This is a genomic window from Ruegeria sp. D6 (assembly GCF_056534365.1).
Genome location: NZ_JBQFPH010000002.1, coordinates 507,121 through 528,363 on the forward strand (window position 1 = coordinate 507,121; position 21,243 = coordinate 528,363).

20 protein-coding genes are annotated in these 21,243 nt (G+C 56.7%); 13 read left to right on the forward strand and 7 right to left on the reverse strand.

All coding sequences use genetic code 11. The annotated features are described in order from the left end of the window. Positions 1 to 50: 50 nt before the first annotated feature. Both ACR0A1_RS09965 and ACR0A1_RS09970 read left to right on the forward strand, forming a co-directional pair. Positions 51 to 1,046 (forward strand): zinc-binding dehydrogenase, encoded by a 996-nt coding sequence (locus ACR0A1_RS09965; protein WP_170512830.1) that lies wholly within the window; start codon positions 51 to 53, stop codon positions 1,044 to 1,046. Between the two features lie 37 nt (positions 1,047 to 1,083). After that, positions 1,084 to 1,824: an SDR family oxidoreductase gene (locus tag ACR0A1_RS09970; RefSeq protein WP_480867300.1), complete on the forward strand. Its 741-nt coding sequence runs from the start codon at positions 1,084 to 1,086 to the stop codon at positions 1,822 to 1,824. A gap of 28 nt (positions 1,825 to 1,852) precedes the next feature. Here the strand turns inward: ACR0A1_RS09970 and ACR0A1_RS09975 are convergent, their stop codons facing one another. Beyond that, positions 1,853 to 2,740: a MurR/RpiR family transcriptional regulator gene (locus tag ACR0A1_RS09975; RefSeq protein WP_170392553.1), complete on the reverse strand. Its 888-nt coding sequence runs from the start codon at positions 2,738 to 2,740 to the stop codon at positions 1,853 to 1,855. Between the two features lie 130 nt (positions 2,741 to 2,870). Here ACR0A1_RS09975 and ACR0A1_RS09980 point away from each other — a divergent pair, with 130 nt between their 5' ends. From ACR0A1_RS09980 to ACR0A1_RS09995, 4 genes are all read left to right on the forward strand, one after another. Next, positions 2,871 to 3,953, forward strand: a complete 1,083-nt coding sequence (locus ACR0A1_RS09980) for an alcohol dehydrogenase family protein (RefSeq protein ID WP_480867302.1) — start codon at positions 2,871 to 2,873, stop codon at positions 3,951 to 3,953. 17 nt (positions 3,954 to 3,970) lie between these two features. Beyond that, the gene (locus ACR0A1_RS09985; protein ID WP_480867304.1) at positions 3,971 to 4,528 is read left to right on the forward strand and encodes a dimethylsulfonioproprionate lyase family protein; all 558 of its coding nucleotides are present in this window, start codon (positions 3,971 to 3,973) and stop codon (positions 4,526 to 4,528) included. Between the two features lie 25 nt (positions 4,529 to 4,553). Next, entirely contained in the window at positions 4,554 to 5,660 is a 1,107-nt protein-coding gene (locus ACR0A1_RS09990) for a mandelate racemase/muconate lactonizing enzyme family protein (RefSeq protein ID WP_480867306.1), read from the forward strand. Positions 5,661 to 5,767: 107 nt separating this feature from the next. Continuing rightward, complete coding sequence (locus tag ACR0A1_RS09995) at positions 5,768 to 6,889, forward strand: aminotransferase (protein WP_480867309.1); 1,122 nt, start codon at positions 5,768 to 5,770, stop codon at positions 6,887 to 6,889. Here the strand turns inward: ACR0A1_RS09995 and ACR0A1_RS10000 are convergent. The 5 genes from ACR0A1_RS10000 to ACR0A1_RS10020 all read right to left on the reverse strand — a co-directional run bounded on the left by ACR0A1_RS10000 (position 6,886) and on the right by ACR0A1_RS10020 (position 13,226). Continuing rightward, entirely contained in the window at positions 6,886 to 7,968 is a 1,083-nt protein-coding gene (locus ACR0A1_RS10000; protein ID WP_480867311.1) for an ABC transporter ATP-binding protein, read from the reverse strand. The two genes, ACR0A1_RS09995 and ACR0A1_RS10000, sit on opposite strands and share 4 nt — an antisense overlap. A 3-nt stretch (positions 7,969 to 7,971) precedes the next feature. Continuing rightward, positions 7,972 to 9,627 carry an alpha-glucosidase gene (locus ACR0A1_RS10005; RefSeq protein ID WP_480867313.1) on the reverse strand — a complete coding sequence of 552 codons (1,656 nt, stop codon included), beginning with the start codon at positions 9,625 to 9,627 and terminating at the stop codon, positions 7,972 to 7,974. A 9-nt stretch (positions 9,628 to 9,636) separates the two neighbouring features. Beyond that, positions 9,637 to 10,785: a carbohydrate ABC transporter permease gene (locus ACR0A1_RS10010; RefSeq protein WP_480762202.1), complete on the reverse strand. Its 1,149-nt coding sequence runs from the start codon at positions 10,783 to 10,785 to the stop codon at positions 9,637 to 9,639. 12 nt (positions 10,786 to 10,797) lie between these two features. Continuing rightward, positions 10,798 to 11,805: a carbohydrate ABC transporter permease gene (locus ACR0A1_RS10015; RefSeq protein ID WP_170402173.1), complete on the reverse strand. Its 1,008-nt coding sequence runs from the start codon at positions 11,803 to 11,805 to the stop codon at positions 10,798 to 10,800. A 65-nt stretch (positions 11,806 to 11,870) separates the two neighbouring features. Further along, positions 11,871 to 13,226 (reverse strand): ABC transporter substrate-binding protein, encoded by a 1,356-nt coding sequence (locus ACR0A1_RS10020; protein ID WP_170512843.1) that lies wholly within the window; start codon positions 13,224 to 13,226, stop codon positions 11,871 to 11,873. Between the two features lie 214 nt (positions 13,227 to 13,440). Between ACR0A1_RS10020 and ACR0A1_RS10025 the strand changes: the two genes are divergently transcribed. Next, positions 13,441 to 14,472, forward strand: coding sequence for a substrate-binding domain-containing protein (locus ACR0A1_RS10025; protein WP_170392561.1), 1,032 nt, complete (start codon positions 13,441 to 13,443; stop codon positions 14,470 to 14,472). A 1-nt stretch (position 14,473) separates the two neighbouring features. Further along, positions 14,474 to 15,793 carry a GH1 family beta-glucosidase gene (locus tag ACR0A1_RS10030; RefSeq protein WP_480867316.1) on the forward strand — a complete coding sequence of 440 codons (1,320 nt, stop codon included), beginning with the start codon at positions 14,474 to 14,476 and terminating at the stop codon, positions 15,791 to 15,793. A 34-nt stretch (positions 15,794 to 15,827) separates the two neighbouring features. Here the strand turns inward: ACR0A1_RS10030 and ACR0A1_RS10035 are convergent, their stop codons facing one another. Continuing rightward, positions 15,828 to 16,367, reverse strand: a complete 540-nt coding sequence (locus ACR0A1_RS10035; RefSeq protein WP_480867318.1) for a ZrgA family zinc uptake protein — start codon at positions 16,365 to 16,367, stop codon at positions 15,828 to 15,830. 231 nt (positions 16,368 to 16,598) lie between these two features. Between ACR0A1_RS10035 and ACR0A1_RS10040 the strand changes: the two genes are divergently transcribed. The 5 genes from ACR0A1_RS10040 (at position 16,599) to ACR0A1_RS10060 (ending at position 21,243) form a co-directional block, all read left to right on the forward strand. Beyond that, positions 16,599 to 17,867 (forward strand): imelysin family protein, encoded by a 1,269-nt coding sequence (locus ACR0A1_RS10040; RefSeq protein ID WP_480867320.1) that lies wholly within the window; start codon positions 16,599 to 16,601, stop codon positions 17,865 to 17,867. A 128-nt stretch (positions 17,868 to 17,995) separates the two neighbouring features. After that, complete coding sequence (locus ACR0A1_RS10045; RefSeq protein WP_480867321.1) at positions 17,996 to 18,289, forward strand: (2Fe-2S)-binding protein; 294 nt, start codon at positions 17,996 to 17,998, stop codon at positions 18,287 to 18,289. Continuing rightward, positions 18,237 to 18,722, forward strand: coding sequence for a bacterioferritin (bfr, locus tag ACR0A1_RS10050; RefSeq protein ID WP_170392566.1), 486 nt, complete (start codon positions 18,237 to 18,239; stop codon positions 18,720 to 18,722). Before ACR0A1_RS10045 ends, bfr begins: the two co-directional genes overlap by 53 nt. After that, a complete protein-coding gene (locus ACR0A1_RS10055; RefSeq protein WP_480867323.1) occupies positions 18,682 to 20,229 on the forward strand; it encodes a di-heme oxidoreductase family protein in 1,548 nt (515 codons plus the stop codon). Before bfr ends, ACR0A1_RS10055 begins: the two co-directional genes overlap by 41 nt. Positions 20,230 to 20,232: 3 nt before the next feature. Further along, positions 20,233 to 21,243 (forward strand): imelysin family protein, encoded by a 1,011-nt coding sequence (locus ACR0A1_RS10060; RefSeq protein ID WP_480762206.1) that lies wholly within the window; start codon positions 20,233 to 20,235, stop codon positions 21,241 to 21,243.

Sequence of the window (21,243 nt, forward strand, 5' to 3'; positions counted from 1 at the left end):
TCACGAAATGGCGTCATCGCTATCTTCTGCGAAACAAAAGGAGATGCATCATGCCGTACGCGATAGAAATCACCCAAACTGGCGGGCCCGAAGTTCTGCGAAGTGTTGGCCAAGCGGTCGCACAGCCCGGTGCCAGAGAAATCCTGATCCGTAATCATGCCGGGGCGGTGAATTTTATCGATACGATTATTCGCCGTGGCGAAATGCCAGAGGGCATGATGCCAGACCTGCCCCATGTACCCGGCGTTGAAGGTGCCGGAATCGTCGAAGCGACGGGCAAAGATGCCGTTGGTTTCGCCGTGGGTGATCGCGTCGCATGGATGGGGCCGATTGGTGCGGGCGGCTATGGTACGCATTCCGTAATAAGTGCACCTTATGTAACCAAAATTGCCGATACCATCGCCTTTGAAACCGCAGCAGCAATCCCTGTCAACGCAATGACGGCCTATCACATGCTGGTCAATCTGGGCGGTGCGGCGGCCGGAAGATCCGTACTGGTGCATGCGGCTGCAGGCGGAGTGGGCACGATGGCCCTACACATCGCCAAGCATCTGGGCATGACTGTGATCGCTTCGGTCAGCACTGAAAAGGTCGGATACGCCCAGGCGCAAGGAGCAGATTTTGTCATCGACTATCGTACTCAGGACGTGGCCACGCTGGTGTCAGAGATCACAAGTGGGCGCGGTGTTGATTTGACGTTGAATCCGGTTTCCGGTGACTCCTTGAAATCAGACCTTGATGCGCTGGCTCCCCTTGGAACGGCTGTGCTCTTCGGATTCCTTGCCGGGCCGCCAGCTGGCGGTTTTGCCGAGGATCTGGCGAAACACTTCCAGAAATCTGTCTCAGTTCGGGTCAGCGATATTTACACGTATTTTTCCAACCGACCAACTGCATTCGGCGCGGACATGACCAAGGTATTCAAGCTGTTGGAAACTGGCATTCTGCGTCCTCAGATCACCACATACCCAATCGCCAAGGCCACGGAAGCGCATCGCCGCCTAGAGGCGGGCGAAACCACCGGCAAGTTGGTGCTCAGCATCGATTGACTCATTTAACAAACACGACAAGCAAGGAACCAAAGCAATGAACTCGGTTTTCGAAACGGCCCTCATCGGCAAACACGTTGTTATCATTGGCGGCAGCAGCGGCATGGGTAAGGCCACCGCAAAGCTGGCGGTGGCGCTTGGTGCGAAAGTTACCATCGCCAGCCGGAGTCTCGCCAAGCTGGAGGCAGCAGCGGCAGACATCGGAGGCGAAGTTCAGATCGCACCGGTCGATACCACAAACGAAACTGGCATGAAGTCCTGGGCCAGCGGCCTTGAAAAAGTAGATCATCTGGTCATCTCTGCCTCAAGCGCAGCGCGTGGGGCCTTCGCCGAATTGCCAACCACTGACCTGCGCGCGATGTTCGAGGCTAAATTTATCGGGCCCTATGTGGCGGCGCGTGAAGTCTTGCCTGTCTTGACTGAAGGCGGCTCCATCACCTTCTTTTCTGGCGTCCTCAGCCGCCGACCCTCTGCCGGTGCAACGGGTCTTGGGGCCGTGAACGCGGCAGTCGAAGCCCTGTCCAAGGGGTTGGCATTGGAGCTATCAAACCGTGCGCGTGTGAACTGCATCAGCCCTGGAATGGTTGCGACCGAGGCTTACGCGGCAATGTCGAATGAGGCTCGCGAGGCCATGTTCGCTCAGGTTGGTAACAGCCTGCCCGTCGGACGTATTGGTGAGGCCGAGGACATCGCCCAAGCTGTGATAATGGCAATGACAAATGGCTATCTCACGGGAGCTGTGCTGGATGTGGATGGTGGCCACCTGGTGCGTGGCTGAATGGCCAATGCGGATTGGCCTGATCCAATCAGGGCTCTTCCGCGTGATACAGACCTAGCTGATGGCGACGCTTGTGAAAGGTCGCCACTCTTTCGACGATCTCGTCGCTGGCCACAGCAATGACGAAGGACAAAAGCGTTTCGAGCAATGCGATAGTACTTACTGATGACGGGAAGAATTGCGGCGTATCCGCCGAGATGACGAACCCGTGTTGTGCATTGCGCAGAACAGGGCTGGCTGGGCTATCAGAAAGACCGACCACCGTCATGCCCTGCTCTCGGGCAACTTGCACCGCCTCGACCACTTCATTCCGATAAGGTTTGCAGGTCATCGCAATTAGTACATCGCGTTTGTCCGCCCATGCCAGATCGTCAATCGGATTTGATCCGGCGCGCGGGATAGCATGAAACTGCACCATGCCCGTCGAGGCCAGATAAACAAAGTTTCGCGCATTCGAATTGTTCACGCCAACGCCCAGTACGAACACGTTACGCGAATTCCAGATATCTTCAGCTGCGGCTTTCAGCTGTTCGGACGAGATATTGGCAAACGTCTCCTCGACGTTGCGCAGAGCGTCCTGAACCATATCCGCATAAAGCCCGCCCATATTGCCGGACTTACGAATATCCTGCAGCCAACGCGCGCGCTCCGGGAAATCGGCCTGCCCGCGCCGGATCGCCTCGCGGAAGGGAACCCGGAAATCTTCGTAGCCTTCGAACCCCACCTGCCGCGCCATTCGGACAATGGTATTGGGTTTCACATTGGCGGCTTCAGCAATTTCGCGTACAGTCGATACGCCCACGTCGCGCGGGTTCTCAAGCACATAGGTCGCAGCCTTGCGTGCCTCGGGTGTCAACTGAGACAGTTCTTCCGCCAGCCGTTCCAAAACTAAATTTGATACATCTGTCCCATTCATGATTGACGATGGTATTTTTGTTTGCATACGGTGTCGAGACCAAATCGACTCAGGGGGCCGGACCGATGTCTTTCAGCTCACTACCGCGCTTGATTGAGGTCACCGTAAATGCATCGACGGAGTTTGCCGCATGGCCCAATCCGAGACAATGAAGGCGATGGTCACCATGGGGCACGGTGATCTTGATCAGATGGTCTGGCACGAAAACTGGCCCTGTCCCACTCCCAAACCGGGCGAAGTTCTGATCAAGGTCGGTGCCTGTGGCCTGAACAATACCGACGTAAACACTAGGTCCGGCTGGTATTCTAAAACAGTCAGCGATGCGACCACCGGTGGCGCGTTTGAAGAGGTCGGCACTGATGACCCAACCTGGGGCGGAGCGCCACTGGCCTTTCCGCGCATTCAAGGGGCGGATGTCTGTGGGCAGATCGTTGGAGTTGGAGACGGCGTGGATCCAAACCGCTTGGGCGAGCGTGTGATAACCGATTGCTGGTTGCGCGATCCGACCGATCCGGTGAACAAGGACAAAACCGGCTACTTCGGATCAGAGCGAGATGGCGGCTTTGCTGAATACACAACGATCCCGGCCGTCAATGCGATAGCCATCCAATCAACACTTTCAGATGCTGAGCTGGCAACCTTCTCCTGTTCCTACTCAACCGCCGAAGGTATGCTGACCCGCGCCAAGGTCACTGCGGCTGACACTGTTCTTGTTCCGGGCGCATCTGGCGGCGTCGGTGGCGCTCTGGTTCAACTGGCCAAGCGCCGAAATGCGCGGGTCATCGCGATGGCGTCGGAGGTTAAGCACGACGACGTGGCCCTCTTGGGTCCAGATGTCATCCTGTCCCGCGCCCCCGATGATTTGCGCAAATCGTTGGGAGACGAAAAGATCACGGTCGTTGCCGACGTGGTGGGCGGGTCATACTGGCCGCAGCTTATCAGCATTCTTGAACGCGGCGGACGCTATACCTGCTCGGGCGCCATCGCGGGCCCTATGGTCGAGTTCGATTTGCGGACGTTCTACTTGCGCGATCTGACCTTTACAGGCTCGACCGTCATCGACCCCGAAGTAATGCAAAATCTTGTACGTTATATCGAAGCGGGCGAAGTAAAACCGGCCCTGGCCGCAACCTACCCTCTAAGCCAATTGCATGAGGCACAAACCGCCTTCATCGCGAAGAAACACACCGGAAACATCGTGGTGATCCCATGACGTTGGATGATGTTTTAATGGCCGCCAGGCGATTGCATCAGAACCACCCGGATTTGGCGGGTTTTGGGGGTTGGCCAACAGATTTATCCAGAACGGACTTACAGCCCGCACAGATTCCGGCAACCCGGCTTGTCAGCAAATTTGGTCTGAAAGGTACGCCCGAAACACAGGCATTGGTTACGGCTATTGCAGCAACTGCTGAGCAAGCGCACTGGAAACTGACCTATTCCGAATCCGAAGTCGGTGCGGATTTCTTGTCCCGATACGGGTATTACGAATTGTTCGGACCCAGCGGGCATTTCCATTCGACCCAACTACGCGGTTATGTCGCCTATTGGGGCGCAGGTCTGCAGTATGACTGGCACAGCCACCAGGCTGAAGAGCTATACCTGACGCTCGCTGGAAAAGCCTGTTTTAAGGTTGAAGGGAATGCACAGCTTGTCGGGCCGGGCCAGACCCGCCAGCATGAAAGTTGGCAAAGCCACGCCATGACGACAAGCGATCATTCAATCCTGACCTTTGTCTTGTGGCGGGGCGATGGAATGGATGATCTGCCTCGGATGGATGCCGCATGACATACTGCGTCGAGGTGAAACCAAAATGAAAATTACCGGGATTTCTGTCTTTCAAATCGACCTGCCATTGGAGCATCCATACTGGCTGTCAGGCGGGCGATTGAAGTTTGAGAAGCTCGATGCGACGCTGGTCAAGATTGAAACCGACAAAGGGCTTGTTGGTTGGGGCGAAGGCACGCCCTGGGGGCATACCTATGTACCCGCCCACGGCCCCGGCATACGGGCCGGGATCGAGACGATGGCACCGTTTGTTCTTGGCCTCGACCCGCGGCGAGTTCTGGATGTTGAACGCGCGATGGATCAGGCCCTACCCGGACATCTCTACGCCAAAAGCCCGATTGACATGGCGTGTTGGGACATAGCCGGTCAGGTTGCTGGTCTTCCGATTGCTGATTTGATGGGGGGAGGGTCGCGTACGCCGCGCCCAATCGCATCCTCCGTAGGAGCCAAGACAATCGAAGAAACCCGCGCCGTCATCGAACGATACCGGCAGCGCGGCTATATCGCTCATTCCGTCAAAATCGGCGGCGATGTGGCCCGTGATATCGCCCGAATCCGTGACGTGGAAAGCCTGCGCAATCCCGAAGACATCATCCTCTATGACGTCAATCGCGGCTGGTCGCGGCAGCAGGCATTACGCGTGATGAGTGCGGTCGAAGACCTCAATGTCATGATCGAACAGCCTTGCGAAACACTGGATGACATTGCCGCGATCTCAGGCAAACATGCTTCGCCTGTTTCGGTTGATGAAAGCCTTGTTACCCTTCAGGACGCGACGCGCATAGCCCGCGATGGCATTGCCGAAATATTCGGCATCAAGCTCAATCGGGTCGGCGGGCTGACCAAAGCGGCCCGAATGCGCGATGTCGCGCTGGCGCATGGGATTGACATGTTTGTAATGGCAACCGGTGGTTCTGTGCTGGCGGATACCGAAGCGCTGCATCTGGCGGCGACAATTCCGGATGTGAATTGCCATGCTGTCTGGGCCTGTCAGGACATGATCACCGTCGATATCGCCGGTGGGCGCGGGCCGAGAAACGTGGATGGCCACCTGCATCTACCCGAAACACCCGGCCTTGGCGTTCACCCAGATGAAGATGCGTTGGGTGATCCTGTGGCGATCTACCGGTAACGATACGCGCCTCTTGTGCAAGTTCGATGACGGTCATCTGCCGAGGTTGACCTTGCCGCTTCGCCATGGGAACGATGCGCGATGGCTTAGTCGAACAGGATAGCGCGATGAAGATCGAACCCTTTGGCGTCGAAATTTGGATGGATGAATGGGAAACCCGCTGCGCCTATAACCTTGCAGAGACTTGCGTCGAGAGCCTGAGTATCGCCGAGCTTTTGAAGCTTTCCGGCAAAAACTCGGATGATCTGTCTGAATTGCTTGGGATGAAGATGACCTATGGCGCGATCCGGGGATCGGACCGGCTGCGCGATGCGATTTGTAACCTATATGACCAGCAAAAGCGTGAGAATGTCATCGTCACCCATGGCACGATCGGTGCCAACATGCTGGTCCACAAAACGCTGGTCAAGCGCGGCGACAAGGTGGTGGCCGTCGTGCCCACATATCAGCAACACTATTCTATCCCGGCCAGCATCGGCGCGGAGGTGACGCAGATCCATTTACGGGCCGAGAACGCTTATTTGCCCGATCTTGAGGAGCTGCGCGCCGCCGTAACTCCGGGCACCAAACTGATTGCCATCAACAACCCCAACAACCCAACCGGTGCGGTGATGGATCGCGCATTCCTGCTTAAGATCGTCGAAATCGCGCGCTCCGCTGGAGCATGGTTGCTGTGTGATGAAGTCTATCGCGGTACCGGGCAAGAAGGTTCGGGCATGACGGATGCGGTTGCAGATCTTTATGAGAAAGGCATTTCAACCGCGGGCATGTCCAAGGCGTTTTCGCTGGCAGGGCTGCGACTGGGTTGGATTGCGGCCAACCCAGAATTGATCGAAGCGGTTTCGATCCATCGGGACTATGACACGATCTCGGTCGGCATGATCGACGACCATTTCGCCGCGCTTGCGCTGGAAAACCACGACAAGATTCTGGCGCGCAGCCACGCCATAACGCGCGGCAACCTCGCCATGCTGGAAGAATGGGTCGAAAGCGAGCCCAAAATCAGCTGGGTCAAACCCAAAGCAGGAACAACTGCACTTTTGCATTACGATGTTGACATGCCCTCGCGCGAGTTCTGTGTGAAACTGCTGCGGGAAACCGGCGTGATGTTCACGCCGGGCTCTGCCTTGGGTCTCGAAGGCTGTGTTCGGATCGGTTACGCCAATACTCCGTCGATCATTCGCGAAGGGCTGGAAAAAGTTTCCACCTTCCTTGCGAAGCTCGACTAGCGCCTAATCGACTGGCCGTTGTGGAACAGATGCACCTTTTCGGGTGCCGCCGTGACCGAGACGGTTTTTCCTCGCAGATTGCGCTGAACACCAGGTAGTTTTGCAATCACGGCTTCCCGTCCATCCGTGACTGCAAAGTAAAGCAGCGTAACCTCACCCAAAGCTTCGGTGAAATCCACCAAGCCGGAATAAATTGGTGTTCCATCAGTGATATTTAAGTCCTCAGGCCGGACACCGATATTGACCTTTTTGCCTTCGTCAGCGGCATCCGTCGGGATTGATGAGATTGCCACGCCGCCATCATCCAGCGTGACGGTTGTTGTCTCTCCTGTCGCGGTAATAGTCCCGGGCAGCAGGTTCATTGCTGGTGAGCCGATGAACTGCGCGACAAACTCGTTATCTGGCGTCTCATAGAGTTCCAGCGGCGTGCCAACCTGCGCAACTCCCTTATTGGCCAAAACCACAATGCGGCTGGCGAGTGTCATCGCCTCGACCTGATCGTGGGTGACGTAAATCATCGTGCTGTCGGGCATCGCCTCTTTCAGGCGTGCAATCTCGATCCGCGTCGCCACGCGCAGGGCAGCGTCGAGGTTCGAAAGCGGCTCGTCGAACAAATATACTTTGGGGTCGCGCACGATGGCACGACCGATGGCAACGCGCTGGCGTTGTCCACCAGACAATGCCTTGGGCAGGCGATCCAGCAGGGGTTCAAGCTGTAGAATCTGGGCCGCGCGCTCCACGGCGGCATCAACCTCAGCGCTCGGCATCTTCGCGATCTTGAGCGCGAAGGCCATGTTTTCGCGCACCGTCATATGCGGGTAAAGCGCATAGGACTGGAACACCATCGCGATGCCGCGTTGCGCAGGTGGCACATCGTTCACCACCTGCCCTTCGATCTCAAGCGTACCGCCAGTGATCTTTTCAAGGCCCGCGATCATCCTCAGCAAAGTGGATTTTCCGCAACCTGACGGGCCGACAAAGACAATCAGTTCGCCTTGCTCGATCTCGAGATCGATATGTTTCAGAACATCGACCGGACCATAGGATTTGGCCACATCCGTAAGCTTGAGTTCCGACATGGTTTACCTCTTTTCCCGAGCCAATAGACAGAATTGAGCGGCATCCAGCGTCACGTTGCCTTCCCCGCGAACGCCGCCCAACTCCTCCCCGATCACTTGCCAGTCACCTTCTGGCAGGGTCACGCCAACCGGACAGTCACCCAGATTGAAGGCGCAGAAGACCTGCTCGGCTTCATCCTCTCGGGTGAAGGTTAATACCGAACCGATTTGTGACATCCCTGTCTGCGCGCCGGACATCAGCGCTGAGTGCGCATGACGCAATGCAATCGCATGGCGGTAGTGGTGCAGCATCGACGCTGGATCTTTTTCCAACCGATCCACCGCCCGCTCGGCCTGCGCAGCGCTGACTGGCAACCAGGGACGGCTCGTGCTGAACCCGGATTGTTCGTCCTGTGCGGCCCAGACCATCGGAGTACGGCAGCCATCGCGACCTTTGAATTCAGGCCAGAATTCAATGCCATAGGGGTCTTGCAAATCTTCGAACGCAACATCTGCCTCGGGCAGGCCCAGTTCCTCACCCTGATAAAGACAGGCTGAGCCACGCAGGCACATCATGAGAACGGCGTGCTGCCGGACAGCTGCATCGTCCAACCCCCAACGCGAAGCATGGCGTTGCACGTCGTGGTTTGAGAAGGCCCAGCATGGCCATGCATCACCCGCCTTGTCCTCAAGCTGGTCAAAAACCTGCTTTGCGTAAGCTGCCGTCAAAGCCCGCTTTTCGAGGAACTCGAAAGCATAACACATGTGCATCCGTTTATCGCCGCTGGTGTATTCGCCCATAATCTCAAGCCCGCGCTGCGCGTCGCCGACCTCACCCAGACAGGCGCGGCCCTCGTATTCGTCAGTCAGGGAGCGCAGCATTTCCAGGAAGGCGATATTCTCGGGCTGACTTTTGGAATAGAGGTGATCCTGATGGTTATACGGGTTCACCATCGGCGCAATTGATGAGTTCCTCTGATCCATCGGCAGGCCCGGATTGTCACGTAGCTGGGCGTCGTGGAAATAGAAATTGATGGTGTCCAGACGGAAGCCGTCGACCCCCATATCCAGCCAGAAGCGCGCCACATCCAGCAGGGCATCCTGGACATCCTTGCAATGGAAGTTCAAATCTGGCTGCGAAGTCAGGAAGTTGTGCAGATAGTACTGCAAACGCCGCGCATCCCACTGCCAAGCCGAACCGCCAAAAATCGATAACCAGTTATTCGGAGGTGTTCCGTCAGGCTTGGGATCGGCCCAGACATACCAATCGGATTTCGGATTATCTCGGCAGGTGCGGCTTTCACCAAACCACGGGTGCTGATCTGAGGTGTGGGATAGCACAAGATCGATCATCACCTTCAGCCCGTGTGCATGGGCCTCATCTAGCAACTCTTTGAAGTCCGCCATAGTGCCGAACATTGGATCGACATCGCGGTAGTCGCTGACGTCATAGCCGAAATCCTTCATCGGAGATTTGAAGAACGGCGAAATCCAGATTGCATCAACCCCTAGCGAGGCGATGTAGCCTAGCCGCTGGGTGATACCCTTTAAGTCTCCGATCCCGTCACCGTTGCTGTCCTGAAAGCTGCGCGGATAGATCTGATAGATCACCCCGCCCCGCCACCAATCTGACGCCGACTTGGTTTTTTCGAATGCTGTCGCGTTGGTCTGCACGTTCATCACACGCCCTTATTTTACGGAACCGGCCAGCAAGCCGCGAACCAGATATTTCTGCATTGCAAAGAAGACTGCCAACGGCACCGCGATTGAGACAAACGCCGCCGTGGCCAAGATTTCCCAGTTACCGCCCCGCGTACCCAGCAGTTCGACGATACGGTTGGTCATTACCGTTGTCTGGCCGCTAGCATCGATCAGGAAGACTTTGGCAACCAACAGATCGTTCCATGTCCAAAGGAACTGGAAGATCGCAAAGGATGCCAGTGCCGGAAAGCTAAGCGGCAGGATCAACTTGGTAAAAATCTGAAACTCGGTTGCGCCATCTACCCGGGCGTTCTCAATCAGGTCACGAGGCAGCCCGGCCATGTAGTTACGCAATAGGTAGATCGCCAATGGCATCCCGAACCCGGTATGGGCCATCCAGACCCCCAGGTATCCTTTGCCGATCCCGATATTGAGATGCAGTTTCAGCAACGGGATCAGCGCCAGCTGCAATGGCACCACCAATAGGCCAACCACCGCAGCGATCAGCAGGGCACGCCCCGGGAAATCCATCCATGCCAGCGCGTAAGCCGCAAATGCTGCGACAAGAATCGGGATAATCGTCGCCGGGATCGTCACCGTCAGGGTATTGAAGAACGCCTTGCCCATACTGTCGGAACTGCTTTCGTTGAAGAGAACATGGGCATAGTTTTCCAAGGTGAATTCAGGCGGCAGAGTAGTCGTCACAAACACGCGAGGGCCGCGCTTGCCCGAAAACTCTTCTGCGTTTTCCATCCGATAGTCACCGTTGGCCTGAACCGTGATCGTCCCGCCACGACGAAGCTCAGCCGTTTCGCCCGGAGCAAAGGCATCAATCGCACGGGAATTCACACCCCATCGCGAAATGTCCGAGGCCCGATCACCATCGAAGATATTGCCTTCGATCACATAGAGACCATCCTGCAAAACTTGCGTTTCAGGTGTCGCCGCGCGCAGAGTCAGGTTTTGTTCCGACGGGAAGAGCGCCCGCCACCAGCCGCTGCTGGAAATCTGGTCCGCTGTTCTGAATGACGAGATCAACAAACCGAGTGTTGGGAAAACCCAAAGCACCACAAGCAGCACGACCGAGGCGTGAACGACCCATCTTAGGGCTGGGCGGGTTCCTGCAATATCGCTCATAACCCCGTCCTCCTACTGCATTTCTTTGCGCGCATTGCGCACGTTCCAGATCAGGATCGGCGTCACCAGCAACATGATCACCATGGCGGATGCCGATCCCACGCCCCAGTCATTGGCGCGGAACATCTTGTCGTACATGTAATTGGCCAGAACCTGGGTCTCCCACTGGCCGTTGGTCATCGCAAAAACGATGTCAAAGACCTTGAGGACCACGATGGTGATGGTGGTCCAGACCACCATGATCGTGGTTTTGATCTGCGGCACTTTGATCTTGAAGAAAATCTGGAACGGATTGGCCCCGTCCAGAATGGCGGCCTCGATGGTCTCTTCCGGGATGCCGCGCAGCGCGGCGGACAGAATGACCATCGCAAAGCCGGTTTGTATCCAGACCAGCACGATCATCAGGAAGAAATTGTTCCAGAAAGGCAGGGTCAGCCAGGTGTGCGTTTCGGTTCCACCAAAGAAGATGTAGATCGCGTTCAGGACGCCGATCTGATCCTGATCGGCCGGACGTGCATCATAGACCAGTTTCCAGATTACCGAGGCGCCAACGAAAGAAATCGCCATCGGCATAAAGATCAGCGACTTGGCGACGTTACCCCAGCGGATGCGATCCGTTAGCTGCGCCACGAGCAGGCCAAATGCGGTGGACATGGCAGGTACAACAATCAGCCAAAGCATGTTGTTGCGCATCGCCTCCCAGAATTTCGGCTCGGCTACCATCTGGGTATAGTTGTCAAAACCCGCCCATTCATATCCACCACCGGCGACCCGATCAGTCAGCGATAGGCGCAGCGTCTCAAACACCGGATAGGCAAGATAGACCCCAAGGGCGAGGATCGCGGGAAGCAGAAACAGCCAGGGCCGGATCATATTCGCGCGGTTGATATTGCGACCCGCGTTCGGTCCACGCGCAGGGAACAGGACTTTATCCAGAAATTGGTTGGACAGGTAGAAATAGCCCACGCATCCCGACACACCGATTACAATTGTTAGCAGGCCCTGAATTGCCGGATTCATGGCGTCCTCTCCCTTGCTAGGGTTTCGGGCAACCTGATTGAAAGGTTGCCCGAAGGTTCAGCGGATTACTTGATTGCGTCCCAAGATGACTGGATTTCGCCGGTGACTTCTTCGGCGGATTTCCCGCCAGTATAGTCAACCATGCCGGTCCAGAACGTACCCGCACCCACGGCGCCCGGCATTAGGTCCGAGCCGTCGAAGCGGAAGGTGGTCGCGCCCAGTAGAATGTCACCCAGACCGCGCAGAGTATCATCCTTATAGGCTTCGGTGTTCACGCCCTTATGCGGGGTCAGGAATCCGGTTTGTGCCATCATGACTTCATGTGCAATCGGCTGCTTGAGGAACTCCATGAACGCGCTGGTCGCATCCGATGGATTGCTTACCGCCATCAGAGTACCGCCACCCAGAACCGGGTTACCCAAGTCCTTGTCTGCGAAAGACGGCATGTAAAAGAAATCTGCATCCAGGCCGAACTCGACATCTTCGGGGAAGAAGGCCGGAACGAAAGACGCCTGACGGTGCATGTAGCACTGGGGCGGCGATGAGAACATACCCTTGGGACTGTCGCGGAAGTCAGTCGAGGCGACAGCATCTGACCCACCCGAGACCTTGGCGTCATCACGCGCGAACCAGCCAAACTCTTCGATTGCGGCGATAACGCGCGGATCATCAAACGGAATCTCGTTTGTCACCCACTGGTCGTAAACCTCGGGCGGCTGAGTCCGCAGCATCATGTCTTCAACCCAGTCGGTCGCGGGCCAACCGGTGGCGGCACCCGATCCCAGGCCAATGCACCACGGGGTTTCGCCATCGGCGACGATCTGCTCGGTCAGGGCCTTCAGTTCTTCCATGCTCGTCGGCACTTCGTATCCGGCATCCTCGAAGTTTTCCGGGTTATACCAGACCAGAGACTTGACGTTCACATTGTAGAAGAAGCCATACATCTGGTCATTGCCGTCGGCGTCTTTGTAAGTGCCAAGATCAACCCAGGAATCGCCAGCCGCATAATTGTCACCAACCCAGGCCGCCATATCTTCACCCAGCGGTGTCAGCTGCCCTTTGGATGCCATGATCGCCGCCAGTCCTGGCTGCGGGAAGACCGCGATATTGGGGGCTGATCCTGCCTCGGCATCGATAACGATCTGCTGCTCGAAACTGTCGGAACCGGTATAGATCACATCTGCGCCAGTCGCCTCTTCGAAATAGGCAATCATGTTGTTGAAGTAACCGTCCTCCGGGGTCAGCCACGGACCAAAAATCGTGACCGTCTGACCGCTCAGATCCGGGGCGCTTTCGGCCCAGGCATTATAGCTGTCCCAGTTGAACGGCCCCTCGCCCGGCGCGAAGACCAAATCTTGTGCTTGAACCGACCCGGCCAGCAGAGCGATCGCCGCCGCACCCGAATAAAGTGCGTGTCTCATGAGTTCTCCTCCCAATATTTTCGGCGCAAACGAGATTCGTTTTCAAAGCGCTTTGGATGCCGTACTTTATCCGCTAACATTCAGACCCTGTCAATATCTCGCCTACTAGCCCCTAAAAAACTGCCATTCTAAGGCATTCTCTCGAAACATGTTGACTGAGCCAGGTTTTCACAACAAAACAAATGGGAATCAATTTGAAGGCGCTTTGAGTGAAATGAACCTAAAGCAACTCTCTGAGATCCTCGGCCTTTCACAAACAACCGTCAGCCGCGCGCTGAACGGTTACCCGGAGGTCAGCGAAGGGACGCGCATCCGGGTTCAGGCTGCTGCGAACAAGCATGGTTACCGCCCCAACAGCCGCGCCAAGGGGCTGGCGACAGGGCGGTCTATGGTCATCGGCCATGTGATTCCCACCTCGTCCCGGCACGAAATGGTCAATCCGATTTTCGGAGATTTTGTGGCAGGCGCAGCCAAAACCTATGCGGCGAACAATTATGACATGATGTTCACGCACGCGCCGGACACATCAATTGAAGAATCCTATCGCAGCCTGTTCAATCGGGGCGTCGTAGACGGCGTGGTCCTGCAAGGCCCCAAGGTACGAGAGCCGCGCATCTCGGTATTATCGCGCCTCGGCGTACCCTTCATTGTTCATGGCCGGTCGACCTACGCCAAAGAGCCCTATGATTGGATCGATGTGAACAACCAGCGTTCTTTCGAACGCGCAACTCGGTTTTTGATCGATCTGGGCCATCGGCGCATCGCCTTGATCAACGGGCTCGAGGAAATGGATTTCGCGCGTCGGCGGAGGAACGGCTATCTGGCGGCGCTCAAAGAAACCGGGATCTCGCCTGATCCAAACCTGCTGCGCAGCGCTGAGATGACCGAGATTTATGGGCATCAGACAGCCTGCGACATGCTGAAGCTCGACGACCCGCCAACAGCAATTTTGGCCTCTTCGATTATCTCTGCGGTTGGAGTCCGGCGCGCACTGGAAGAAAGCGGCCTGAAAATGGGGCGCGATATCTCGGTGATCGCTCATGATGACGAGTTGTCCTACATGCGCAATGGTATGGATGTTCCAATTTTCACCGCAACGCGCTCGTCGGTCAGACACGCGGGCGAGGTGGCTGCCGAAATGCTGATCGAGCGGATCAACGCTCCGGATGACCCACCCAAAACGCGCTTGCTGGAGGCTGAACTTGTCGTCGGCAGCTCGACGGGGCCAGCCCCACAAAGGATGTGAGATGAAGTACAAACGCGCAGATTTCCCGCCAGATTTTCAGTTTGGCGTGGCGACATCGGCCTATCAGATCGAGGGACACGCCAATGGGGGCGCAGGCAAGACCCATTGGGACAGTTTCGCTGCAACTCCAGGTAACGTCGCCAATGCGGAAAACGGAGATTTGGCCTGCGATCACTATAACCGGTTCGAACAGGATCTGGATCTGATCCGGGGCGCAGGCTTCGACTGTTACCGTTTTTCAACCAGTTGGGCGCGCGTGCTGCCCGAAGGGCGCGGACCGATCAATCAGCAAGGCTTGGATTTCTATGATCGCCTGACCGATGCGCTGATTGAACGCGGCATCAAACCCTGCGCAACGCTGTATCACTGGGAACTCCCGTCACCACTCGCCGATCTGGGCGGTTGGCGAAACCGGGATATCGCGAATTGGATTGCAGACTTCACCGAGATCATCATGGGCCGCATAGGCGATCGGATGTTCAGCGTCGCACCTGTCAACGAGCCTTGGTGTGTAAGCTGGCTGAGCCATTTCGAAGGCCAACATGCCCCCGGCTTGCGCGACATCCGGGCAACCGCGCGCGCGATGCATCATGTATTGCTGGCCCATGGCCGCGCAATCGAAACTATGCGCGGATTGGGCATGTCGAACCTTGGCGCAGTGTTCAACCTTGAATGGGCGGAACCTGCTGACGACAGCGATGAGGCACAGACTGCGGCGGCGCTTTACGACGGGATTTACAACCGCTTTTTCCTGGGCGGCGCTTTCAAGAAATCCTACCCTCAAAATGTTCTGGAAGGATTGGAGCCGCATCTGCCGGACAAGTGGCAGGATGATTTCGACACTATAGCTGCACCTGTCGATTGGTGTGGGCTCAATTACTATACGCGCAAGTTGATAACGCGCGCAGATACGTCTTGGCCTTCCTTGACCGACGTCCCTGGCCCATTGCCAAAAACGCAAATGGGGTGGGAAATTGATCCGGCAGCCCTGTCCCGTTTCCTGATCCGGACCGCGCAAGAGTATACTGGAAACCTGCCTATCTACGTGACCGAAAATGGCATGGCGAGCGCAGAACGTCAAAACGACGCTGACAGAATTGACTACTTGAACCAGCATCTTGCCGAAGTGTGTAAGGCCCTGGACCACGGCGTTCCGATCAAGGGATATTTCATCTGGTCCCTTCTCGACAATTACGAGTGGGCGCTGGGATATGAAAAACGGTTCGGGCTGGTCGATGTAGATTTCGAGACGCTGGAAAGAAGGCCAAAGGACTCCTACCGCGCGTTGCAGGCCGCATTGGTTCAGGATCAGTCTGGTTGACCGTCAAGCTTTGCTACTGCGGGCACACGCCGGTTCAGTCTGACACCTTCAAATGTGGCGTTTGGCGTTCCACCGTAAGGTTCTGTGTGGCCGAGGATGACGTCAGCTCAACAAACAAGCGCTCGGCGCGCGCAAACCGTTCGAAATAGGTGAACTGAATTGAATTCACTAACGACGGCTCCTGACACTGCACCAGATAATCGGCCTGAAATTCGGTGTGATGCGCGGCATTATCGCTGACTTGCCCCTCATCCTGAACGAAGACATCACCAACAAGCGCGACATTGGCCGTTGCAGTCACACACCCCGCTTCAGGCGGCACCTCAAAGATCTCAAGCGGTTTAGAAAGGTCCGAGATTGCGACGGCAACATCCGCCCTCTCATCTTCGTTCTCGGCAGTGTGCTCGAACCCAACAATATCTACGCCTGGCACTTCAAGCGTCAGGCTAAATCCGGTTTCAACAAATGAAATTGCCATATGACCCGCGCCATGAGTATGCGCTTCGATGGCGGTCTCTGCCTGCGCCATCAGCGCGGCTGGTATTAGCGCAAGAACAACGGCCGCGCGTTTCATTCTGTTCACCATTAACCAAACAAACCGTAGGGCATTTTAATACAATTGCGCCTCAGCGCAATGTTCGCCGGGTGCATCAGGCTCCCCAGATATGGTTAGTCAGAAATGGGAATAATATCTGACAATAAAACTCAGGTTGACATTACTGACTATTTCACTAAGAAATTGCCGCATCCAGCCCCGCTGTGCCTGCCGGGGTCCGAATCCCGCTAAGAAAGAAAAGTGTTCCACATGACCAGATTGTTCAACGCGGCCAGTGCCCTGACCTTGTGTATCGCAAGTACAGCTGTCGCCGAGGCCCCGTCTAAAGCCGATGTTCTGACCACATATTCCAACATCGCCGAAGCCAAATATGACGACAGTCTGATTGCAGCAAAGAATCTGCAAGCTGCCGTCAACGCCCTGATTGCTAGCCCATCCGATGCCACTCTGAACACCGCACGTGCCGCATGGGTCGCCGCGCGCGTGCCGTATCAGCAGACCGAGGTTTATCGCTTTGGAAACGCCATCGTCGACGATTGGGAAGGCAAGGTGAACGCATGGCCTCTGGACGAGGGCATGATAGATTATGTGGATTCCTCTTACGGAGGCCCGAGCGATGAGAACGAGTTTGCCGCGCTGAACGTCATCGCCAACCCCAGCTTTGATCTGTCTGGTAAGACCATCGACGCCAGCGAAATCACCCCTGCTCTGTTGTCAGATACGCTGCACGAGGCTGACGGGATCGAGGCGAACGTCGCCACCGGCTATCACGCCATCGAATTCCTGCTGTGGGGTCAGGACCTGAACGGCCACGGCACGGGCGCAGGAAATCGTCCATATACCGATTATCTAGTTGGTGACGGCTGTACAGGTGGCAACTGCGATCGCCGCGCCCAGTATTTGACAGCGGCAACCGATCTGCTGATTAGTGATCTGGAATGGATGACTGCCCAGTGGGCCGAAGATGGTGACGCACGTGCCGCTCTTGCCGCAAATGAAACTGCTGGCGTTAGTGCGATCCTAACCGGCATGGGTTCGCTGTCCTACGGCGAGCAGGCGGGTGAGCGTATGCGCCTCGGCCTGATGTTGAACGACCCCGAGGAAGAGCAGGACTGCTTCTCAGACAACACCCACAACAGCCATTACTATGACGGCTTGGGCATCCAGAATGTGTATTTGGGCAGCTATACCCGCATCGATGGCACGCCTGTTTCGGGTGCATCCCTATCGGATCTGGTGACCGCAGCCGATCCGACGCTTGATACAGAGATGAAAGCCAAGCTGGCCAACACCATGCTGGCGCTAGGCCGTATCAAATCAACCGCCGAAGCGGGTTTTGCGTATGACCAGATGCTGGAACGCGGCAATGAAGGTGGCGAAGCGCTGATTATGGGTGGTGTCAATGGACTGGTCGATCAAACCAAGACCATCGAACGCATCGTGACCGTGCTGGAGCTTGACCAGATCGATTTTGAAGGCTCGGACAGCCTGGATAACCCTGACGCGGTATTCCAATAGGTATCATGGCCGGGCGCATTTTTAGTGCTCTCGGCCTTTCTCAACATCGAGTGTGGCGTCTTGGCACTGGACGCGCCCTCAATAACCAACCACTTCACTCGGAAATAGCATATACCGACTGAGTCGCCATGATCGTTTGCCATTGCACCAACATCTCTGACCACGATATCCGAGCGGCGATCGATTGGATGCGCGCGGCAGACCCACAGACCATCATCACTCCCGGCAAGATCTATCATGCCCTTGGCAAGTCAGCGGATTGCGGCGGATGTATGCCGCTTTTCCTAGACACAATGCGCGCAGACGATAATCTTAAAGTCCCCATGCAGCTTCGGTCGTTACGATCCGAAGTATCACAGGAGAAAGCACATGAAGGGCGACCCCAAGGTCATAGAATACCTCAACAAATCACTGCGGCATGAACTGACGGCGGTCAGCCAGTACTGGCTACATTACCGCCTGCAAGAGGATTGGGGGCTTGGCCATATGGCCAAGAAAAGCCGTGAGGAATCCATCGAGGAAATGGGCCATGCAGACAAGCTGATCGAGCGGATCATCTTTCTGGAGGGCCACCCCAACCTGCAGAAACTTGACCCACTCCGCATCGGGCAGACCCCGAAAGAAACACTGGAATGCGATCTAGCCGCCGAACAAGACGCGCGGGCGCTTTATGTCGAAGCGCGGGAATACTGCCGCGAGGCCGGCGACTATGTGTCCATGGGCCTGTTCGAAGAATTAATCAGCGACGAAGAAGGACATATCGACTTCCTCGAAACGCAGCTCGACCTTTATGAAAGGATTGGCGAAGCCAATTATGCGCAACTTAACGCATCCAAGATGGACGAAGGCGAGTAAGCTTGCCCTTGCATCGGTGGCCGCACTCACGGCCACCTCTTCCCAAGCCACCGAGCTGCGGGACTCTCATCTAAATTTCCTTCCAAGAACTGCCGAAGAACGCGCCCGGATCGACGCTGTCACAGCAACGCCGGACGACTTCAGTGTGCCGCAACGGTTCGAAGAACTGTCCGCTGGTGCTGCGACCGTGCGGGCGCGCACTGATGCGGACGCGTTTTCTCAGCCCTCCGCCAATTTAAGCTTCGAACAGGAGCTGGACTTCAAAGTCGGCAACGGGTTGTTCAAAAAGATCTGGGTCTCGTCTCCGTCGTCCACTCTGGCTTCGGACGGTTTGGGTCCGCTATACAACGCCCGCTCGTGTCAGCGCTGTCACATCAAGGACGGGCGCGGTCATACGCCTAACGGCCCGGATGACAATGCCGTCTCGATGTTCCTGAGAGTTTCGGTTCCCGGCAAGCCAGAGGGCGCGCCTGCCGAAATCGAAGACTATATCGCCACCCTGCCTGATCCGAATTATGGCACTCAACTGCAGGATTTCGCTCTGGCAGGCCATCCCGCAGAATATCGGCTGGACATCACGTATGAGGAAGTCCCCGTCGCGCTGTCCGACGGCGAAACGGCCTCGCTCCGCCGCCCCAGCTATAAGGCCGCCGATTTAGGCTATGGCCCGCTGCACCCGGACGCGATGCTTAGCCCTCGAGTTGCGCCGCAGATGATCGGACTGGGGTTGCTGGAATCAATTCCGGTTGAGGACTTGCTGGCCAAAGCCGATCCTGATGACGAAGATGGCGATGGCATCTCGGGCCGTCCGAACATCGTATGGTCGACGGAATTTGGCGAACCAATGATGGGCCGCTTTGGTCACAAGGCCGGGATGCCCACGGTGATGGAGCAATCGGCGGCGGCCTTCGCAGGTGATATCGGCATATCAAGTCCGCTTTACCCCGCGCCGTACGGCGATTGCACCGAATTGCAGGCCAACTGCATTGATACACCGCACGGAGACAATGATGCGCGGGGATTCGAGATTGACGCAATTGGCATGGACCTCGTCGCCTTCTACAGCCGCAATCTCGGTGTTCCGGCGCGCCGAGACACCGATGACACTGAAGTGCTGCGCGGGAAAGAAGTGTTTCTTGCCTCGGGCTGCGCATCCTGCCACACGCCTGCATATGTCACCCACAGGATGCCCGATAGGCCCGAACAGAGCTTCCAGCTTATCTGGCCCTATACCGACCTGCTGTTGCACGACATGGGCGAGGGTCTGGCCGATAACCGCCCCGAGGCCCGCGCAACGGGCCGCGAATGGCGCACGCCGCCTTTGTGGGGCATCGGCCTGACACAGCGCGTCTCGGGCCACACCCAATTCCTGCACGATGGTCGCGCGCGATCCCTGCTTGAAGCCATCCTTTGGCACGGTGGCGAGGCGCAGGCCGCCCGTGACACGGTAGTTTCAATGCCAAAAGCCGACCGCGACGCTCTGATCCGCTTTCTTGGGAGCCTCTGACCCATGCGTAGCCTTACTTTCGCCGCCGCCCTGCTAGTGCCCTTGGGCGCCTTTGCTCAGGATCGTGCTCCGATTTTGATGGATGTGACCGAAACGCATATTCTACCGCGCTTTGCAGAGCTGGCTGACGCAACCGGTGCTTTGTCGACCACAGCCCAAACAGATTGCGAACCGGAGTCAGACGACCTGCGCGCTGATTACGCCACGGCATTCAATAGCTGGATTTCGGCCAGCCATTTACGTTTTGGGCCGTCCGAGGCTGACGATCGCGCTTTTGCACTGGCTTTCTGGCCAGATACCAAAGGATTCACACCCAAAACCCTGTCCCGACACATCGCCAGTGAAGACACTGCCGTCGACGACCCCGATGCCTTTGCCGAAACCTCAATCGCCGGGCGCGGCTTTTTTGCATTGGAACGAATGCTCTTTGATCCAGCGATGACAGAACAAGGAAGCGCCGACTATCGTTGCGCGCTTATCCGCGCCATCACCACTGATATCAACCGAAATGCCGTCGCGATCAACGCGGACTGGCAAAGCTACGCACCACGACTGACGCAGCCGGGGGACAACAGCCCCTATCGCTCGGGCGATGAGGCGATGCAGGAGCTGTTCAAGGCGCTTACAACGGGGCTAGAGTTCACAGCCGACACACGCATTGGACGCCCTTTAGGAACGTTCGAGCGTCCGCGCCCGAACCGTGCTGAAGCGCGGCGGTCCAAGCGGTCGTTGCATCATGTCACGCTGTCTCTGATCGCCCTGCGTGACTTGGCCGCCCGTCTGTCCTTTGACCACCCTGAGATTGCTGCAGATCTGGATGCCGGTTTCGCGCGGGCCATCGACCGGGCTCAATCACTGGACGACCCCGCCCTCGCCGGTGTTGCGACACCGCAAGGTCGCGTCCGCATCGAAGCGCTGCAGCAATCGATCAACGACATTCGCGAGATCGCCGCGACCGAGCTTGGCCCGACGCTCGGCATCAGCGCCGGATTCAACTCACTGGATGGGGATTGA

Bases quoted from the DNA above. Each gene is read 5' to 3' on its own strand.
- ACR0A1_RS10010 (WP_480762202.1), bottom strand. From the start codon at position 10,785: ATGAGCGATATTGCAGGAACCCGCCCAGCCCTAAGATGGGTCGTTCAC.
- ACR0A1_RS09965 (WP_170512830.1), top strand. From the start codon at position 51: ATGCCGTACGCGATAGAAATCACCCAAACTGGCGGGCCCGAAGTTCTG.
- ACR0A1_RS09975 (WP_170392553.1), bottom strand. From the start codon at position 2,740: ATGAATGGGACAGATGTATCAAATTTAGTTTTGGAACGGCTGGCGGAA.
- ACR0A1_RS10055 (WP_480867323.1), top strand. From the start codon at position 18,682: ATGCGCAACTTAACGCATCCAAGATGGACGAAGGCGAGTAAGCTTGCC.
- ACR0A1_RS09985 (WP_480867304.1), top strand. From the start codon at position 3,971: ATGGCCGCCAGGCGATTGCATCAGAACCACCCGGATTTGGCGGGTTTT.
- ACR0A1_RS09970 (WP_480867300.1), top strand. From the start codon at position 1,084: ATGAACTCGGTTTTCGAAACGGCCCTCATCGGCAAACACGTTGTTATC.
- ACR0A1_RS10060 (WP_480762206.1), top strand. From the start codon at position 20,233: ATGCGTAGCCTTACTTTCGCCGCCGCCCTGCTAGTGCCCTTGGGCGCC.
- ACR0A1_RS09995 (WP_480867309.1), top strand. From the start codon at position 5,768: ATGAAGATCGAACCCTTTGGCGTCGAAATTTGGATGGATGAATGGGAA.
- ACR0A1_RS09990 (WP_480867306.1), top strand. From the start codon at position 4,554: ATGAAAATTACCGGGATTTCTGTCTTTCAAATCGACCTGCCATTGGAG.
- ACR0A1_RS10030 (WP_480867316.1), top strand. From the start codon at position 14,474: ATGAAGTACAAACGCGCAGATTTCCCGCCAGATTTTCAGTTTGGCGTG.
- ACR0A1_RS09980 (WP_480867302.1), top strand. From the start codon at position 2,871: ATGGCCCAATCCGAGACAATGAAGGCGATGGTCACCATGGGGCACGGT.
- ACR0A1_RS10035 (WP_480867318.1), bottom strand. From the start codon at position 16,367: ATGAAACGCGCGGCCGTTGTTCTTGCGCTAATACCAGCCGCGCTGATG.
- ACR0A1_RS10040 (WP_480867320.1), top strand. From the start codon at position 16,599: ATGACCAGATTGTTCAACGCGGCCAGTGCCCTGACCTTGTGTATCGCA.
- ACR0A1_RS10025 (WP_170392561.1), top strand. From the start codon at position 13,441: ATGAACCTAAAGCAACTCTCTGAGATCCTCGGCCTTTCACAAACAACC.
- ACR0A1_RS10000 (WP_480867311.1), bottom strand. From the start codon at position 7,968: ATGTCGGAACTCAAGCTTACGGATGTGGCCAAATCCTATGGTCCGGTC.
- ACR0A1_RS10005 (WP_480867313.1), bottom strand. From the start codon at position 9,627: ATGAACGTGCAGACCAACGCGACAGCATTCGAAAAAACCAAGTCGGCG.
- ACR0A1_RS10015 (WP_170402173.1), bottom strand. From the start codon at position 11,805: ATGAATCCGGCAATTCAGGGCCTGCTAACAATTGTAATCGGTGTGTCG.
- bfr (WP_170392566.1), top strand. From the start codon at position 18,237: ATGAAGGGCGACCCCAAGGTCATAGAATACCTCAACAAATCACTGCGG.
- ACR0A1_RS10020 (WP_170512843.1), bottom strand. From the start codon at position 13,226: ATGAGACACGCACTTTATTCGGGTGCGGCGGCGATCGCTCTGCTGGCC.
- ACR0A1_RS10045 (WP_480867321.1), top strand. From the start codon at position 17,996: ATGATCGTTTGCCATTGCACCAACATCTCTGACCACGATATCCGAGCG.